The organism is Streptomyces sp. NPDC111516, assembly GCF_055635345.1.
The window spans coordinates 476,845-493,366 of sequence record NZ_JBVKBV010000002.1 but is presented as its reverse complement, the minus strand read 5'-3'; the positions used below and the strand labels follow the sequence as shown (position 1 = coordinate 493,366).

Annotated in this window: 13 protein-coding genes and 1 pseudogene; 11 read left to right on the top strand and 3 right to left on the bottom strand. The window is 70.1% G+C overall.

The annotated features are described in order from the left end of the window. Positions 1-226 precede the first annotated feature (226 nt). The 4 genes and pseudogenes from ACZ7L9_RS07830 (at position 227) to ACZ7L9_RS07815 (ending at position 2,092) form a co-directional block, all read left to right on the top strand. On the top strand, positions 227-439 hold the full coding sequence (locus ACZ7L9_RS07830; protein WP_471413443.1) for a transposase: 213 nt from the start codon (positions 227-229) through the stop codon (positions 437-439). Further along, positions 402-1,103, top strand: a pseudogene (locus ACZ7L9_RS07825) (DUF5753 domain-containing protein); the annotation flags it as partial. The gene ACZ7L9_RS07830 and the pseudogene ACZ7L9_RS07825, both read left to right, overlap by 38 nt. Next, positions 1,100-1,303: a DUF397 domain-containing protein gene (locus ACZ7L9_RS07820; protein ID WP_471413442.1), complete on the top strand. Its 204-nt coding sequence runs from the start codon at positions 1,100-1,102 to the stop codon at positions 1,301-1,303. The pseudogene ACZ7L9_RS07825 and the gene ACZ7L9_RS07820, both read left to right, overlap by 4 nt. 150 nt (positions 1,304-1,453) lie before the next feature. After that, entirely contained in the window at positions 1,454-2,092 is a 639-nt protein-coding gene (locus tag ACZ7L9_RS07815; RefSeq protein ID WP_471413441.1) for a hypothetical protein, read from the top strand. A 100-nt stretch (positions 2,093-2,192) separates the two neighbouring features. Here ACZ7L9_RS07815 and ACZ7L9_RS07810 read toward each other — a convergent pair whose 3' ends face one another. Next, entirely contained in the window at positions 2,193-2,777 is a 585-nt protein-coding gene (locus tag ACZ7L9_RS07810; protein ID WP_471413439.1) for a hypothetical protein, read from the bottom strand. Between the two features lie 296 nt (positions 2,778-3,073). Between ACZ7L9_RS07810 and ACZ7L9_RS07805 the strand changes: the two genes are divergently transcribed. Continuing rightward, on the top strand, positions 3,074-4,495 hold the full coding sequence (locus ACZ7L9_RS07805; protein WP_471413438.1) for an ATP-binding protein: 1,422 nt from the start codon (positions 3,074-3,076) through the stop codon (positions 4,493-4,495). Between the two features lie 66 nt (positions 4,496-4,561). On the opposite strand, the gene ACZ7L9_RS07800 is transcribed toward ACZ7L9_RS07805, so the two are convergent. Then, entirely contained in the window at positions 4,562-4,939 is a 378-nt protein-coding gene (locus ACZ7L9_RS07800; RefSeq protein ID WP_471413436.1) for a hypothetical protein, read from the bottom strand. 415 nt (positions 4,940-5,354) lie between these two features. Here ACZ7L9_RS07800 and ACZ7L9_RS07795 point away from each other — a divergent pair, with 415 nt between their 5' ends. From ACZ7L9_RS07795 to ACZ7L9_RS07785, 3 genes are all read left to right on the top strand, one after another. Next, positions 5,355-6,845: a hypothetical protein gene (locus tag ACZ7L9_RS07795; RefSeq protein WP_471413435.1), complete on the top strand. Its 1,491-nt coding sequence runs from the start codon at positions 5,355-5,357 to the stop codon at positions 6,843-6,845. Positions 6,846-7,027: 182 nt separating this feature from the next. Beyond that, positions 7,028-8,977: a S53 family peptidase gene (locus ACZ7L9_RS07790; protein WP_471413433.1), complete on the top strand. Its 1,950-nt coding sequence runs from the start codon at positions 7,028-7,030 to the stop codon at positions 8,975-8,977. Positions 8,978-9,260: 283 nt separating this feature from the next. Next, entirely contained in the window at positions 9,261-11,519 is a 2,259-nt protein-coding gene (locus tag ACZ7L9_RS07785) for a HelD family protein (protein WP_471413500.1), read from the top strand. 115 nt (positions 11,520-11,634) lie between these two features. Here the strand turns inward: ACZ7L9_RS07785 and ku are convergent, their stop codons facing one another. After that, positions 11,635-12,714 carry a non-homologous end joining protein Ku gene (gene ku / locus ACZ7L9_RS07780; protein WP_471413431.1) on the bottom strand — a complete coding sequence of 360 codons (1,080 nt, stop codon included), beginning with the start codon at positions 12,712-12,714 and terminating at the stop codon, positions 11,635-11,637. Positions 12,715-12,775: 61 nt separating this feature from the next. Between ku and ligD the strand changes: the two genes are divergently transcribed. The 3 genes from ligD to ACZ7L9_RS07765 all read left to right on the top strand — a co-directional run bounded on the left by ligD (position 12,776) and on the right by ACZ7L9_RS07765 (position 16,469). Then, positions 12,776-13,672, top strand: coding sequence for a non-homologous end-joining DNA ligase (gene ligD / locus ACZ7L9_RS07775; protein WP_471413429.1), 897 nt, complete (start codon positions 12,776-12,778; stop codon positions 13,670-13,672). A gap of 257 nt (positions 13,673-13,929) precedes the next feature. Beyond that, a complete protein-coding gene (locus tag ACZ7L9_RS07770) occupies positions 13,930-16,137 on the top strand; it encodes a HEAT repeat domain-containing protein (protein ID WP_471413428.1) in 2,208 nt (735 codons plus the stop codon). Further along, entirely contained in the window at positions 16,134-16,469 is a 336-nt protein-coding gene (locus ACZ7L9_RS07765; RefSeq protein ID WP_471413426.1) for a zinc ribbon domain-containing protein, read from the top strand. The genes ACZ7L9_RS07770 and ACZ7L9_RS07765 overlap by 4 nt, the downstream gene beginning before the upstream one ends. Positions 16,470-16,522: the final 53 nt, after the last annotated feature.

Genomic DNA, 16,522 nt, shown 5'->3' with positions numbered 1-16,522 from the left:
CTGGACACGAAAGTGTCCCCGCCCCAACTGCCTGATGGGCAACCCTATGTGACGAGTCGCACGCAGATAACCGTATTGCCCACAGAGCGCGATTGTCGGAGTCGCGGAGAATCCGTGGAGTATTGATGGAGAGGATCTTGTTCGCCGCGCGGAGCCAGGGTCTGCCGCACGGTCGGGTGACATCTGAAGTTGCCTGCCCTGCAGGGCGGGTGGAACGGATGTCGCTGTGCCCAAGCCTTATCCCGAAGAGTTCCGCGCGGACGTGGTGCGGGTCGCGAGGAACCGCGGCCCGGGCGTGACGATCGAGCAGGTGGCCGCCGACTTCGGAGTCCACTCGATGACACTGTGGAAATGGATGCGCCGCGCGGACATCGACGACGGGACGAAGCCCGGAACGACCACTCACCGCGATGCTCCACGCGTACGCGGTTTCGGATGACGAGGCCCGCGAGCGCCTCACCTCGCTTGCTCGCAAGGCCAACCGCAGGCGCCGGGAGGGGTGGTGGAACCAGTACGGCGATGTACTTGCCGACACGTATCGCGACTACATCGCTCTGGAGGCCATGGCTGGGTCCATCCGAACCTTCCAGGCCCAGTTGGTACCCGGCCTGCTCCAGACTCCGGAGTACATCCGAGCAGTCACCGTTGCTTCACAGCAGTGGCAGTCAGCAGACGAGATCGAGAAGTTCGTACAGGTACGACTGGCTCGGCAGGAGCGCCTGCTCTCCGACAACCCGCTGCAGTTGTGGGCCGTGGTATCGGAGGCCGTACTTCTTCAGCAGGTCGGCGGCCCGCGCGTCATGAACGCGCAGTTGGCACACCTGCTGGCCAGTTCCGAACATCCCCATGTGACCATCCAGGTACTGCCGTTCTCGCGTGGCGCCCATGCGAGTATGTTCGGCCCGTACGTAGTGCTGGGATTTCCTGAGGAGGGCGCGCTCGACGTGGTACTGGCGGACAACCCGTCCGGTTCCATGTGGCTGGAGCGGGAAGCGGACGTGTCCCGCTACCAAGACCTGTTCGACGCCGCGCGCACGTCAGCGCTCTCACGGACCGAGTCCCGTGCCGCCATCCATCGCCGGGCCAAGGAGCATCAAGCATGAACAGCGCACACCGCAGCACGCCGGACCTGTCGGGCGCGAGGTGGCGCGCCAGTACATACAGCGGGGGCAATAACGAGTGCGTCGAGGTCGCCCGCAACCTCCCCCACCTCGTTCCCGTCCGCGACAGCAAGCGTCCCGCCGGCCCCGTCATCACCTTCGGCCACGGCGCCTGGCACGCGTTCGTCAGTGAGCTGGTCTGACCCCGGACAGTCACGCGCGGGTGGTCCCGGACGCCTCCGGGACCACCCGTAGCATCACCTGCTCATACCGAACACCGGTGATGCCGGGTGATCACACCACAACACCGTTGTCAGGGTGACGGGTTGACATCGGTCAGGGCCGGGGGACTCATGACGTTCGACGACGAGTGGGCACAGCTCCAGGCGGATGCGCAGCCCGTGCGTCGGCGTCGAGTGCCGGTCGCAGTCGTTGTCGTCCTGGTGCTCCTCGCCTGCGTCGCCTCCACGATCGGCGTGGTCTCCTGCGTCGCCGACGACGTGTCGTCGGACCTGTCGGGCCAGGAGATGACCTGCTGCTGGGAGAATGGAGCCACGCCTGCGTGGATGAGCGACCAGATGGGCATCCGGATTCCAGCGGAGGCATCGGACCGTCGTGCGGGTTACAAAGTCGGGGAGCGCTACGACACCGGCCTGCTGTCCTTCGTCCTCCCGAGCAGCGAAGCAAAGACGTACACCGGTCGGCTCATCCGGAGCGACACCAGGATGATCGAGAACTTCCACCCCGAGGAGAAGGACTACCGTCCTGCGGCTGCCTTCGGCCACCTGGAACTGCCCGAGCCGGAGACGTTGACCCAAGGGCTGCGGAAGATCAGTCTGTGCCCCGATGAACTCGCGACCCCGGAAGGCAAGTACCTCCAGCGCTGCGTCGACCTCTTCACCCACGAGTTCGAGCACGACACCACTCGGATCTACATCCGGTCGACGATCGAACCGTCGGTGACACCCCCTCCTGCGAGCAGGGCCCCGTAGCGCACTGAACGGCGTGTTGCGACTCACCGATCCGGTCCTGGACCGATTACCCGGCCAAGGCTGCGTGAAAGCACCTCAGCGAGCCGGCCGACTTCACGGGTCACAAGCCCCGGGGGACGCCCCGCCCACTGTCCAGGACGATGCTCGAACAGGGCTTTACGACCACTGGGCAGGAGTTCCACAGCTCCACCCCGGCCGTGATCAGTTCCAGTACCGCGCGCTGCTCGTCGGGAGTCCATGCGGCGCACTCGCCTCCGAACAGCTTCTCGTAGGCGCTGTCATGCACAGCTCCCTGCTGTAGCCGGTGGACTTCGCGGAGCCCTCGGGCCAGATCCTCGAAGAAGTTCCACGCCTCCAGCACCACACCCGGGGGGACGTGTCGGCGCACCGGGTCCTCCAGCCAGTGCTGGACACGGGTGAGCTCCAGTGTGTTGGCCTCAGAATTGGCCAGCTTCCGCCCCCGCCGGCTCACGTACACGCGCGCCTGCCGAACGGTCATGAACACCGGCACCTGCCGGCGATCAGCTTCTGGCAACGCCAGCACCTGATCGGGTTCGTCACCTCTGCCACCGATCCACAGAACTACCGCGCTGCGGCCGAGCCCGCGCACCCGATACGCATAGAGACTCCCACCCCCACCGCGGCGTTCGGCCGCAAACACATCTGCCATCTCGGTCTTTGCCACGCCCTCACCCTGGCACGGGCCGCAAGAACTGTCGCAAAAATTCTCCGCATCGTCCGGCAGCGTCGGGGAACCGGAAGAGGTCCGGAACGGGCCAAGGATTCAAGCAGAGCCACTGGTGTGAACCGTTCCCCTCCGACCAGGTGCGACGCGGCGACGGACATGGCTGTACGAGCCCGGAGGCACCCGGTACGCGGTGTGCGGCGCGTGCCGCACGAGGGTCTGGGATGAGAACCAGGGCATTACTATCATTGATGTTAGTAACGTAAATGTTCGTGTCCCATCACTGGAGGCTGTGCATGGCGGATTTCGTGGGGCGGCAGGCCGAGCTGGCCACGCTTGAGCGCGAGCTGGGCAGGGTCGCGGCCGGTGCCGGCCGGGAGCGCCCCGGCAGGTGCGTGATGCTGAGGGGGCGCCGCCGTGTGGGCAAGTCCAGGCTGGTCGAGCGCTTCGCCGAGCGTTCGGGGGCACCGTTCCTCTTCTACGCCGCCACCGGGGCATCACCGGAGGCCGACCTCCAGAGGCTGGCCCGGGATGCGGACGCGTCCACCCTGCCGCTGGCGGGCCTCCTCGCCGGAGCCCGGCCGGCGAGCTGGGACGCCGCGTTCGACGTACTGGCGGCGGCCCTGCCCCACGACCGGGCGAGCGTGGTCGTCCTGGACGAACTGCCGTACCTGATGGACGCGAACGGTACCTTCGAGGGTGTGCTGCAACGCGCCTGGGACCGGGTGCTGGAGACCAAGCCCGTGCTTCTTGTCCTCATCGGGTCCGACCTGTCGATGATGGAGGCGCTGAACAGCTACGGACGCCCGTTCCACCAGCGTGGCCGCGAGATGGTGCTCGGACCGCTGAACCCGGCGGAGGTGGGCCGGATGCTCGGCCTCGACGCCGCGTCGGCCTTCGACGCCACGCTGGTCACGGGCGGACTGCCGCTCATCTGCGCGGAATGGAAGCACGGAGCGGGTCTGTGGGACTTTCTTGCGGAGGCCCTCAGTGACCCGGTCTCCGCTCTCCTGGTCTCGGCCGAGCGGTCACTGGCGGCGGAGTTCCCCAAGGAGTTGCAGGCCCGTACGGTGCTGTCCGCGATCGGGAGCGGCGAGCGGACGTTCTCCAAGATCGCCCGCGCGGCCGGCGGCCTGCCCGGCGCCTCCCTGCAACGGTCCCTCACCACCCTCACGGACAAACGGATGGTCGCCGCCGAACTGCCCCTGTCCACCCGGCCGTCCAGGGACCGCCGCTACCGGGTCGCCGACCCGTACCTGCGCTTCTGGCTGAAACTGCTCGGCCCGGCCCTCCCGGAGATCGAGCGCGGCCGGGGCGATCTGACGCTGACCCGCATCAGGGAGAACTGGACGAGCTGGCGCGGCCGGGCCGTCGAGCCCCTGGTCCGGGAGGCGTTGGCACGCCTGCTGCCTGACGGGAACCTTTCGGCGGCCCCGGCCATCGGCGGCTACTGGACGCGTACGAACGACGTGGAGATCGACATCGTGGGCGCGGACCGGGCCCCGATCGCCAAGGAGCTGCTGTTCGTCGGCTCGGTGAAGTGGCTGGAGAACTCCCCCTTCGACCGCCACGACCTGGCCGCGCTGCACCGGCACCGGGCCGCGCTGACGCCCGAACCGGTGCCGGTGGTCGCGGTCTCGCGCAGTGGGACCGACTGCGGAGCACTGGATGCGGTTTACGGGCCTGCGGAGCTGCTGGGTGCATGGGGCACCTCTTGACGGCGCCGCCCGCCTGTACGACCGGCGCCGCATGGTCGCCAACCGGTGGGTACGGGTTGTTTCGGTCTACGAGTCCGTGTCGTCCGGTCCGCCGGAGCCGATCTGTTCCGCTCGCAGCGCCAGGTCCTGCAGCACGTCGGCGGAGGACACGTCCGTCTGCCCGGAGTCGTGCACCTGGGCCAGCATCGCGAAGGCCAGCGTGAACGCGCCGACCAGTTGCTCCACCGCACCACCGACCTCCCGGCCGACCAGCACCGCGACCTCTTCGATCGAGGCGTCCTCGGGGATCGTGATCCGGGGCATCGTCTCGTTGAGGAGCGCGGTCACCACACTCGAATCGGCTTCCACGTCGTCACGGTCGACGTTCTCCTCCAGGAGCCGACGGATCTCGCCCGCCTCCGTGAGGATTCCCACCACGCGCTTCACCACTTCGCTCTGCTCCATTCCGTGAGCATAGGCGCGGAACGCCGCCGCGCGAGGCGGACGGGCCCGTTCCCCTGTGGGAACGCATCCACGGCGCGCCGCCGCCCGTACGGCGACCGGCTCCCGAAGGGAAGGGGGCGGCGTCTTCGGCGTGCCTCTCGCGGGGCGGACCCGGCACCGGGCGGTACCGGGTCGGCCGCGGACCGGTGGACAGGTGCCCGGATTGACTCCGTTCAGGACGTCGTGGATGGTAATCCAGCCGGGTGCGAGCAGCGGGCCCGATGCGCTCAACGGGTGGGGGGCCGACGTGAGTTGGGACGATCAGCATTTCGGGGCAGGGGACTCGCCTTCGCCACCGCCCGCTTTCCCTGCGCCACCTCCTCCGAGTCGGCCGCCGACGGTCGGGCCGCCGCCACCGGGGAGTGCGCTGCGCTCCGTGGCCGCCGGGCTGCTCAATCTGACCGGGTTCGGGCTCGGCTACGTGCTGATGCGGTGCTGGTTCAGAACGGTTCTGTGCTGGGTGGCGACCGGTGCCCTGTTGCTCGTCGCGCTGCCGGCCGATCCCGACGGGGTGGCCGGCGGACTGGTGGTGGCGTATCTCTTCGTGCTGGTCCTGGCGGCCCTGGACGGGGCTCGCATCGCCCGGCGGCGCACGGTCGGCGGGTCCTGGCGGCCGGTGGCGGCGGCGGGGGCCGGTCTGCTGCTGCTGGCGGTGCCCGCGGGGGGCGTGGTGTTCTACGGTTCCGAGCGGGACGAGGCCGTCGAGCAGATGCTGCTTGACCGGCTGGAGACAGGTGACCGGAGCGTCGCCGGGGCTGCCGGCAAGCCCTTCGACGCCGCGCGCGGCGACTACCGGTCGGCGCTCGCCGTCTACCGCGACCTCGGAGAGAAGCACGCCGGGTCGCGGGCCGGGAAGCTCGTTCCGAAGCGGCTCGACGCGTACTACCGGGCGGTATCGGCGCCGTACCGGCAGCAGAAGCACTGCGAGGCCATCGAGCCGCTGACCTATCTGCGGACCGTGCCCGAGGCGATCGATCCGAAGCTGCTGGGCGATCTGACCGGCTATCCCGACGGCCCACTGGCCGCCTCGTTGTACGAGTGCGGGGTGTCGAAGCTGGGTGCCGTGGTGACCGGTACGAACGGCGACGAACTGAACGAGTTGCTGCGTACGTTCCCCGGCTCGGCACAGGCCGGGAAGGTGGGGCCGGCCGTCTCCGGGAAGATCTCGGAGCAGAGCCGGGCCGTGCAGGGGAACGACCCCTGCGCGGCCACGGAGTCCCTGCGCCGGATCCGTGCGACGGCCCTCTCGCTGCCGGACAAGAAGGTCTCGGCGCTGGCGGGGAGAGCCGACGGCGGCATCGAGAACGGCGTCTACGCCTGCGGGCTCGCGGAGTTCAAGGACAAGCGGTTCGGCGTGGCGCGGCAGACACTGACGGAGTTCGCCACCACGTACAAGAAGGACAAGCGGGGGGACCGCGCCCGGGACATCGCCATCGCCGCGGAGATCGCCGAGAAGCGGCCCGCGGCCGGGAAGCACCTGCCGCCCGCAAGCCGGCCGGGCGGCACCCGGATGCAGCTCGTCATCAGCAACGACGCCCCCGACGGGGTCGAGATTCTGTACACGGGACCGATGACGGGGAAGGCCGTCATCAAGGGGTGCGGCAGCTGCCGGTCGTACTCCCTGCCGGCCGATTCGCTGTCGGCCTGCAAAGCCAAGGGGAAGAACTATCCGCAGGTGACGCTGTGGCTGCCAGCGGGCGAGTACCACTTCCTGTACAAGCACCGAGGCGGTTCGTCGAACGCGATCGTCAGCAGCTACGCGGACGGCTCGAAGATCCAGCCCGGGTACCGGTACACCGGCTGCACGTACATGACGAGTTCGCCCTCGTTCGGCATCGGCCCGGCGGACCCGACCTCGAACATGTGAGCTCCTCTGAGTGCGCATTTACCCGCATACCCGGTGAACTGCCCTGCGTGTCCGCCCACTTGGTCGATTCTTGGTGAATGCATGCCCCGTACATGAGGCGTTCCTCGCCAGAGTGGCGCATTACATGTGCACATCATCCGGCACATGCTCCACACGCGAAGAACCACATCGCAGGGGGTCATATGAGAACCAGCCGCGCGAGAAGTCGCGCCGCGCTGAGCATGGCAGCGACACTGCCGCTGCTCGCCGGTGCGCTCGCCCTCGGGATACCGAACGCCAGCGCGGACTCCGCGCCGAGCGGGCGGGAGGCGCTGCAGGGCACGAAACCGGCCTGGGCGACCGCCGAGGCCGACCAGGGGGCCACGGCCGACAGCGGCAAGGTCGCCGTCCGGGTCCATCTGGCCGGACGGGACCCGAAGGGGCTGGCCGCCTACGCCGCCGCCGTGTCCGACCCCGGGTCCGCTTCGTACGGGAAGTATCTGAGCGCCGAGCGGGCGCAGGCCCGGTTCGGGGCCACTCAGCAGCAGATCGACCAGGTCAGCCAATGGCTGAAGTCGAACGGGCTGACCGTCACCGGAGCCAACCAGCACTACGTGTCGGCCACCGGTGATGTCGCGGCCGCCGAGAAGGCGTTCGACACCCAGCTGCGCAACTACCGTAAGGGCGGGCACACTTACCGCGCCCCGGCCTCCACCGCCTCCGTGCCCGCCGCGCTGAGCAATGCCGTTCTGGCCGTCTCCGGCCTGGACAATGCGCCGCACAAGTCGACCCACGACGAGACGCTGCCGCCGCCGGACGCGGTGTTCCGCAACTCGGGCCCCTTCTCCTCGTACTTCGGCTCGAAGACCGCGTCGTCGTTGCCGAGCGCCTACGGGGCGAAGGTGCCGTACGCCGTCAAGGGGTACACCGGCAAGCAGCTGCGGGCCGCGTACGGTGCGGGCGACTGGACCGGCCAGGGCGTCACCGTCGCCATCACCGACGCCTACGCCTCGCCGACCATCGCGAAGGACGCCGCCGAGTACGCCAAGCGCAACGGCGACGCCCCGTACCGTCGCGGGCAGCTCAGCCAGGTACTGCCGGCCGACTACACCAAGACCGAGGAGTGCGGGGCCTCCGGCTGGTACGGCGAGGAGACCCTCGACGTCGAGGCCGTGCACGCCGTCGCGCCCGCCGCCGACATCGTGTACGTGGGCGGCGCCTCCTGCTACGACGCCGATCTACTGGACTCGCTGAACAAGGTCGTCGACCACCGGCTCGCGGACATCGTCTCCAACTCCTGGGGCGACATCGAGGCCAATGAGACCCCGGACATCGCGGCAGCGTACGACCAGGTCTTCAAGATGGGCGCGGTCGAGGGCATCGGCTTCTACTTCTCCTCCGGCGACGACGGCGACAACGTCGCGTCCACGGGTACGAAGCAGATCGACGTCCCGTCCAACTCCGCATGGGTGACGTCGGTCGGCGGCACCGCACTGGCCGTCGGCAAGAACGACACGTACCAGTGGGAAACCGGCTGGGGCACGCTGAAGGCCGGCCTCGCCGACGACGGCAAGAGCTGGACGGGCTTCCCCGGCGCGTACACCTCCGGCGCGGGCGGCGGCACCAGCTCGACGGTGAAGCAGCCGTTCTACCAGCGCGGCGTCGTCCCGGACTCGCTCGCGCGGGCGAACGGGAAGCAGCGGATGCGCACGGCCCCGGACATCGCGGCCGTCGCCGACCCGAACACCGGCTTCCTGGTCGGCCAGACCCAGACGCTGCCCGACGGCTCGCTCGGCTACGACGAGTACCGCATCGGCGGCACATCGCTGGCCGCGCCGGTCATCGCCGGCGTCCAGGCGCTCGCGCAGCAGGCCCGGCACGGTCTGCCGATCGGGTTCGCCAACCCGGCGATCTACGCCCGGTACGGCTCCAAGGCGTACCACGACGTCACCGACCACCCGCTGGGCCCGAACCGCGATCTCGCGGTGGCCCGGGTCGACTTCGCCAACAGCGTCGACGCGTCGGACGGCCTGCTGACGTCGGTGCGGAGCCTCGGCAAGGACGCCTCGCTCAAGGCGGTCAAGGGGTACGACGACGTGACGGGGGTCGGGACTCCGGCGGCCGGTTACGTGAACTCGTACCGCCGGCACTGACGTCCGGACCACGGCATACCGCCACGATGTGAGGACCGCCCCGGAGCGGCAGCCCCGGGGCGGTCCCGTGTGTACGGCCCGCCGGACTCCCCCGCGCCCCGCCCTGCTCGGGCCCGTAAGGGCTGGGTACCCGAGCAGGGCCCATAAAAAATCCCGGACGAAATTGACGTCCGGGTCACCTGTCTGCGTATATTGAATATTTATATGGCTTACACAATGAGCCTTTAGAGTTATTCAACATTCGCATTTTATCGGGTCTGGAGTGCAATTGTCAAGCAAAGAAATGGGGCGGGAACAGGAATTCATCACCCTGCTCCACGGGCGTGTCGACGCACTCCGGGAACGGGCCGAAGGAGCCGTCCGGACCTCGTTGGGCCAGGCCGCCGAAGGACGGCAGGCCCGGCTGGAGCGGGATATCGCGGTCGCGGAGCAGTCCGACCGCCTCGCCGCGCTGAACGCCGTGGAGAACGGGCTCTGCTTCGGCAGGATCGATCTGCGGAACGGCGAACACCATCACATCGGCCGTCTGGGAATCAGCGACGAGGAGCACACGCCGCTGCTCATCGACTGGCGCGCACCGGTGGCCCGCCCGTTCTATCTCGCGACCGGCCACACACCGATGGGTCTGCGCCGCCGCAGGCACCTGACCACGCGCGGGCGCCGGGTCACCGCTCTGCACGACGAGATCCTGGATCTCCAGGAGACCGAGCCGGGCCTGCGCACCGGCTTCGAGGACCCCAACGACGACGCCGTCCTGCTCGCCGCCGTGAACGCGACCCGCACCGGGCGCATGACCGACATCGTGCGCACCATTCAGGCCGAGCAGGACCACATCATCCGCGCTCCGCACCGAGGCGTCCTCGTCGTCGAGGGCGGCCCCGGCACCGGCAAGACGGCGGTCGCCCTGCACCGTGCCGCCTACCTCCTGTACGCCCACCGCGAGCAGCTGGCCCGTCGCGCGGTGCTGATCGTCGGCCCCAACCCCGCTTTCCTCGGCTACATCGGCAATGTGCTGCCCTCTCTCGGTGAGACGGGCGTACTGCTGGCGACCGTGGGCGACCTCTTTCCCGGCGTACAGGCCACCGGCACGGACAGCCCGGAGGCCGCCGCCGTCAAGGGTGACGTCCGGATGGCAGGCATCCTGCGCACGGCGGTGGCCGACCGGCAGCAACTGCCCGATCCCGCCATCGAGATCGGCCACGGCCGGGAGAACCTGGTCCTCGACCGCGCATCGGCGGCCCGCGCCCGGGCCGGTGCCCGTGACACCGGACTGCCCCACAACCTCGCCCACCGCCACTTCGCCGCCCGGATCATCGACGCGCTGACGGAGCAGCTCACCGACCGCATCGGCGCCGACCCGCTCGGCGGCCCCAACCTGCTCGACGCCTCCGACATCGAGCAGCTCCACAAGGAAGTGGCCGCCAACCACGAGGTGCACGCCGCAATCGACAGTCTGTGGCCTCGGCTCACCCCTCAAGGGCTGGTCGCCGACTTCCTCGCCCGGCCCACGCATCTGCCGCCCGCGGAGGCCGCGTCGATCCGCCGCCCCGGCGTCGACCCCACCGCCCTGACGGACCGTACCGAGTGGACGGCCGCCGATGTGCCGCTGCTCGATGAGGCCGCCGAACTGCTGGGCGAGGACAACAGTGCCGTGCGCGCCGCCGAGGAGGCCGAGCGCCGGGAGCGGATCGCCTACGCCCAGGGCGTCCTCGACCTCTCCCTCGGCTCGCGCAGCACCGACTTCGACGACGAGGACGACGCGGAAGTGCTCTCCGCCCACGACATCATCGACGCCGAACGCTTCGCCGAACGCCAGGAGGAGACGGACCACCGCAGCGCCGCCGAGCGGGCCGCGGCCGACCGGACCTGGGCCTTCGGCCACATAGTCGTCGACGAGGCGCAGGAGCTCTCGGCGATGTCCTGGCGGCTGCTGATGCGCCGCTGCCCCACGCGCTCCATGACGCTGGTGGGCGACCCTGCGCAGACCGGCTCCGCCGCCGGCTCCGACTCGTGGGAGCAGATCCTCGGCCCGTACGTCGGTGACCGTTGGCACCACGCCCGTCTCGGCGTCAACTACCGCACCCCGGCGGAGATCATGGAGGCCGCCGCCGAGGTCCGCAGGGAGGCCGACCCCGCCTTCGAGCCGCCCCGGTCGGTGCGCTCGACCGGTGTCGAACCGTGGACCATGGCGGTCGAGCCGGAACAGCTGGTGCATGCCACGTCCGAAGCCGTCGCCAAGGAGTGCTGCGCCGAGGGGAAGGTCGCGGTGATCGCACCGCCGGAACTGCACGCCGCGCTCGCCGACGCGATGCCGGATGCGTCGCACGGCCCGAAACCGGACCTGACCGGCCCCGTCGTCCTGCTGGACGCGCGGCAGTCCAAGGGGCTGGAGTTCGACTCGGTGATCGTCGTGGCGCCGGAGCGGATCAGAACCGGCTCGCCGCGCGGCGTCAACGACCTGTACGTGGCGCTGACCCGCGCCACCCAGCGGCTCGGACTGATCGGCTTCACACCGGCACCGGCGGAGGAGAAGGAGGGGTAGGTGCGGGCGTCGCCGCATGGCAGGCGCCGGTCAGGGCGGACAGCCGCGGGCATCACCGCGCGGCAGGCACCCGTCAGCAGGAACAGCGCGGGCATCACCGCGCGGCAGGCACCCGTCAGGCGGAGGCGCGCTTGCGCGGGGCCGCCTTCTTCGTCGGCTTGGCGTCCGACTTCGCCGCGGTCTTCTTCGCCGCGGTCCTGGCTGCCGGCTTCTTCGCCGTCGACTGCGCCGAGGTCTTCCCGGCCGGTGCCCTGCTCGACGCGGACTTCTTCGCAGCGGTCTTCCCGGTGGTCGCCGCGGTCTTCTTCTTCGCTCCGGTTCCGCCCGACTTCTTTCGGCCGGCGAGCGAAGTGACCTCGGCCGCGGGGGCGTTCGCCGCCTCCTTCTCCGGCTGCGGCTCCTCGGTCCCTGTCTCCTCTCCGCGAGCCTCCTTCGCGGCCCGGACGCTTCTCTCCAGCGCCGAGATCAGGTCGATGACCTTGCCGCCGGCTTCCGCCTCCTGGGCCGGCGCCAGGCTCCGGCCTTCCGCCTTCGCCGCGATGAGCTCCTCGACCGCCTCGCGGTAGTCGTCGTGGAGCGAGTCCATGTCGACCTCGCCGAGTGTGTTCATCAGCGCGTCGGCAAGGTCGAGTTCGGCGTCGCGGACCTTGACCTCGGCCTCCGGGGCGACGCCCTCGGGGCTGCGGATCTCGTCCGGCCACAGGAGGCCGTGCATGGCGATCACATCGTCGACCACCCGCAGCATGCCGAGCCGTTCGCGGCCGCGGAGCGCGTACTTCGCCAGGGCGACCTTCTCGCTCCGCTTCAGCGCCTCACGCAGCAGGACGTACGGTTTGGCCGCCGGGACCCCGTTGGCGGAGAGGTAGTACGCGGCGTCCATCTGGAGCGGGTCGATCGAGGCGGCCGGCACGAAGGCGACGATCTCGATCGTCTTGGCCGTGGGAAGCGGGAGCGCGCCGAGGTCCTCGTCGGTGATCGGGATCACCGAGCCGTCGGCTTCCTCGTACGCCTTGCCGATCTCGGCCGCGGTGACCTCCTCCTCGTCGATCTCGCAGACCTTCCGGTAACGGATCCGGCCGCCGTCGGCGAGGTGGATCTGACGGAAGGAGATCGAGTGGTTCTCGGTGGCGTTGACCAGTTTGATCGGGATGCTGACCAGCCCGAAGGAGATGGCGCCGTTCCAAATGGACCTCACCGTTCACCCCTTGTGTCCGCACAGATGCCTATAGATCCACGAAACATGTGATTCTTATCGTATGACGCCGATCACAGAGGTGGAGGGGCGGCGGCTGGCGCTCAGCAACCTCGACAAGGTGCTGTATCCGGCCACGGGAACCACCAAGGGAGAGGTGCTCCACTACTACGCGACCACCGCGGCGGAGGTCCTGCCTGCGCATCTGCGCGACCGGCCGGTGTCCTTCCTGCGCTATCCGGACGGGCCGGACGGGCAGCTTTTCTTCACCAAGAATCCGCCGCCGGGTACGCCGTCCTGGGTACGGACCACCCCGGTGCCGCACGAGGAGGACAAGCAGGCCAGACAGGTGGTCGTGGAGGATCTGGCCTCGCTGATGTGGGCGGCCAATCTGGTGGTGGAATTCCACACTCCGCAGTGGCGGGCCGAGATGCCCGGGATCGCCGACCGGATGGTGTTCGACCTCGACCCGGGTGCGCCCGCGACCGTCGTGGAGTGCTGTGCGGTGGCGTTGTGGCTGCGCGAGCGGCTGGCGGCGGACGGGTTGCCCGCGTACGGGAAGACCTCCGGGTCGAAGGGGCTGCATCTGCTCGTACCGCTGGAGCCGACCCCCTCCGATCGGGTGTCCGCGTACGCGAAACGGTTGGCCGTCGAGGCGGAACAGGTGCTTCCGGAGCGGGTGGTGCACCGGATGACGCGGGCGTTGCGGCCGGGGAAGGTGTTCGTCGACTTCAGCCAGAACGCGGCGGCGAAGACGACCGCGGCCCCCTACACGCTGCGCGCCCGGCCGGAACCGACCGTCTCGGCGCCCGTCACCTGGGCGGAGATCGGGGCGTGCCGGACGCCGGGGACGTTGGTCTTCCTGGCCGGTGACATGGCGGCGCGGCTGGAGCGGTACGGGGATCTGCTCGGGCCGCTCATCGATCCGGACCGGGCGCGACCGCTGCCGGCTGCGCGGTAGCGGTGGTCCGCGGCGACGGCGGTCGGGGAGGCAGGCGTGGGTGGTTCCCCCCGCCCCGGGGTCCGGGGCCGGAGCGGATGACACCTCGTACGGGCCGTCGGGACGGCCGGAATTCGCCCCCACGGCCGCATAGCGCATAACGGACGATCTTGTCATGTCCGTAAGGAAAAGACCGCATGCGGAGGGCGGAGCGTCCGAACCGTGGTGCAGACTCCTCGCAGACACTGCTTCGTGGAGTTACGTGGGGAGGCGATGGCGTGTTCGCAGGAATCGACGAGGTCGACTGGGCCTCGATGGAGCATGCCTACGGGCCTGCCGATGATGTGCCGGCGATGCTGCGGGGCCTCGCGTCCGGCGATCCGGCGGAGCGCGAGGTGGCGCTGGACGGTATGTACGGGGCCGTTCACCATCAGGGCGATGTGTACGCATGCACGCTGGCCTGCATTCCCTTTCTGTTCGAGCTCGTCGTGGATCCGGGGATTCAGGACCGGGGCGGCATCGTCGAGCTGCTGACCAGCATCGGCGGCATCGATCTGGACGGGGACGACGAGGACGAGATCGACGAGGAGGAGCTCGAGGGCGCGGCGAACTACGCGATGGCGGCGACCGCCGTCACCGCGGGCGCCGGGGTGTTCTGCGAGCTGATGGCCGACGAGGACCCGGGAGTGCGGCTCACCGCTCCCCTGGCGCTCGCCACCCTCCACAACCGCCCGGCGCGGGTGCTCGCGCTGCTGCGGGAGCGGCTGCCGGTGGAGCCGGCCGAGGAGGTGCGGCTCGCCCTGGTCGAGGCCGCCGGGCGGGTCGCTCTGCGGCACCGTGGGCTGGCCGGGCAGGCGGCCGGCTGGCTGTCCCGGCTCGCCGGTGAGGGGTTCCCGGCGGGGTTGCGGCTCGCCGCCCTGGCCCAGTTGGCGCGTTGCGCGCCGGACGCGCTGCCGGGCGATGTCGTACGGGTGGTGACGGGGCTGCTGCGGCAGCTGCGCTCCGCCCCCGGACGGCGGTCCGGGGCGGCCCCCGCGACCGACGGTCGGACCGGCGCCGCCGGTGCCGGGGCCGGGGCCGGTGCGGCCGATGCGGTCGCGGCCGTCGACGCGCACGCCGATCCGGCCGGGGCCGGGGAGCCGCCCGCCGAGGACCGGGCCGCGCCGGTGACGCTGGTGGGGCAGCTGCGGGCGCTGTCCGACGAGGAGACCTCGGGGCGCACCGCCCCCTGGACCGCGGATCTGCTGCGGACGCTGCATGTCGGGCTCGACGACCGGATCGCCGAGCGGACGGCGCTGCTGTCGGACCAGCTGCGCAGCCCCGACCGGCACCAGCGGATCGATGCGCTGCGGATGAGCAGCGGGCTGATCCGGGTCTGGCGCGGCTCGTACGAGGAGCTGGTCCGGCTCGTCGGTGAGCAGCTCGCCACGCCGGAGCCACGGCTGGCCGGGGCCGCCGCGCATGTGCTGGAGGAACTCTTCGGGCTGGCCGCGCCCGCCGCCGACGCGCTGGCCGCGCGGGTGGCGGCGGACCCCGATTCCTGGGTGCAGGACTGGCCGAGCGGCCCCGCGGGGCTCGGCAGCGCGGTGAAGGCGCTGGCCCGGCTGGGCGATGCGCGAGCCGTGCCCGCTCTGGCCGCGGCGCTGGAGCGGCCCGAGGTGCCGCACGATGTGGGGTTCACCATCGGCCATCTGGGCGCGGCGGCGGCCCCGCTGGCCACAGCGCTGCGCCGCAGGCTCGGCGAGGTCCGTCTCGACGAGGCGGCGTACGACCGGGCGGGCCCGCTGCTCGCGGGGCTGACCGCGCTGCAGGCGGACGAGGCGACGCCGGAGGTGCTGCGGGTGCTGCGCGGCGCGCCGGAGTACCGGGGCGAGTGGCTGCGTACGGCGGCGCTACGGGCGCTCGGCTCGTTCGGGCCCGCCGCGCACAATGCCGTACCGGAGTTGCGTACGCTGCTGCGCCGTCCCGGGTCCGTCTCGGCGACCGAGGCGGCTCAGGCGCTGTGGGCGGTCGACGGGGATGCCGACGCCGTGCTGCCGGTGCTGATCGAGGGCCTCCAGGCGGAGCGCGTCCACGAGCGGCGCTCCGCGGTGAACGCGCTGGGCGGGCTCGGGACGCGGGCGGCGGTGACCGCGCCCCGGCTGCGCGCGTTGCTCCGGCACGAGGAGCCGTGGCTGCGGGTGGATGCGGCGGTCGCGCTGTGGGACGTGTCCGGGCGGGCCGACGAGTCCGTGCCGGTGCTCCTGACGGCCTGGGAGCACCATCGTCATGTCCGGGTCCGGGTGGCGGAATCCCTGGCGCGGACGGGGGTCGCTGGTGCAGGGTCGGACGTGGCGCACGCGCTACGCGCCGAACTCGCCTCCGTACGCCGTCACAACGCGATGGACGGCGGATACGGCAGCCACGACACATACGAGGACGAAAAGCTGCTGGCGCTCTGCCGACAGGCTCTTCTGGGTGATACGGGGAAGGGACCCACAACATGATCATTTTCGGTACGCGGGGTTATCTGTACCAACTGGCCATCCTGACGATGGTCTGCGGCTGGTGCGGCAATCCGGCCGCGCACACGCTGCGCAAGCGCGTCACCAAGTTCACGCTGTTCTTCGTGCCGCTGTTCCCGTTCTCGACGAAGTTCGCGACGCAGTGCACGTTCTGTGGTGGGGAGCAGCAGGTCCCGAAGGAGGCGGCCGAACAACTGCTGGCGCAGCATGCCGCCTCGCAGAACGGCAACCCGTTCGGGCAGGGACAGGGACCGGCGCAGGGGCAGCCGGGATACGCACCGGGTGGTCAGAGTCAGAACCCCTACCAGCACTAACCGGCACCAACAAGCACTAAATAGGGATAACAGACTTCCTTCCGAATAAGGTC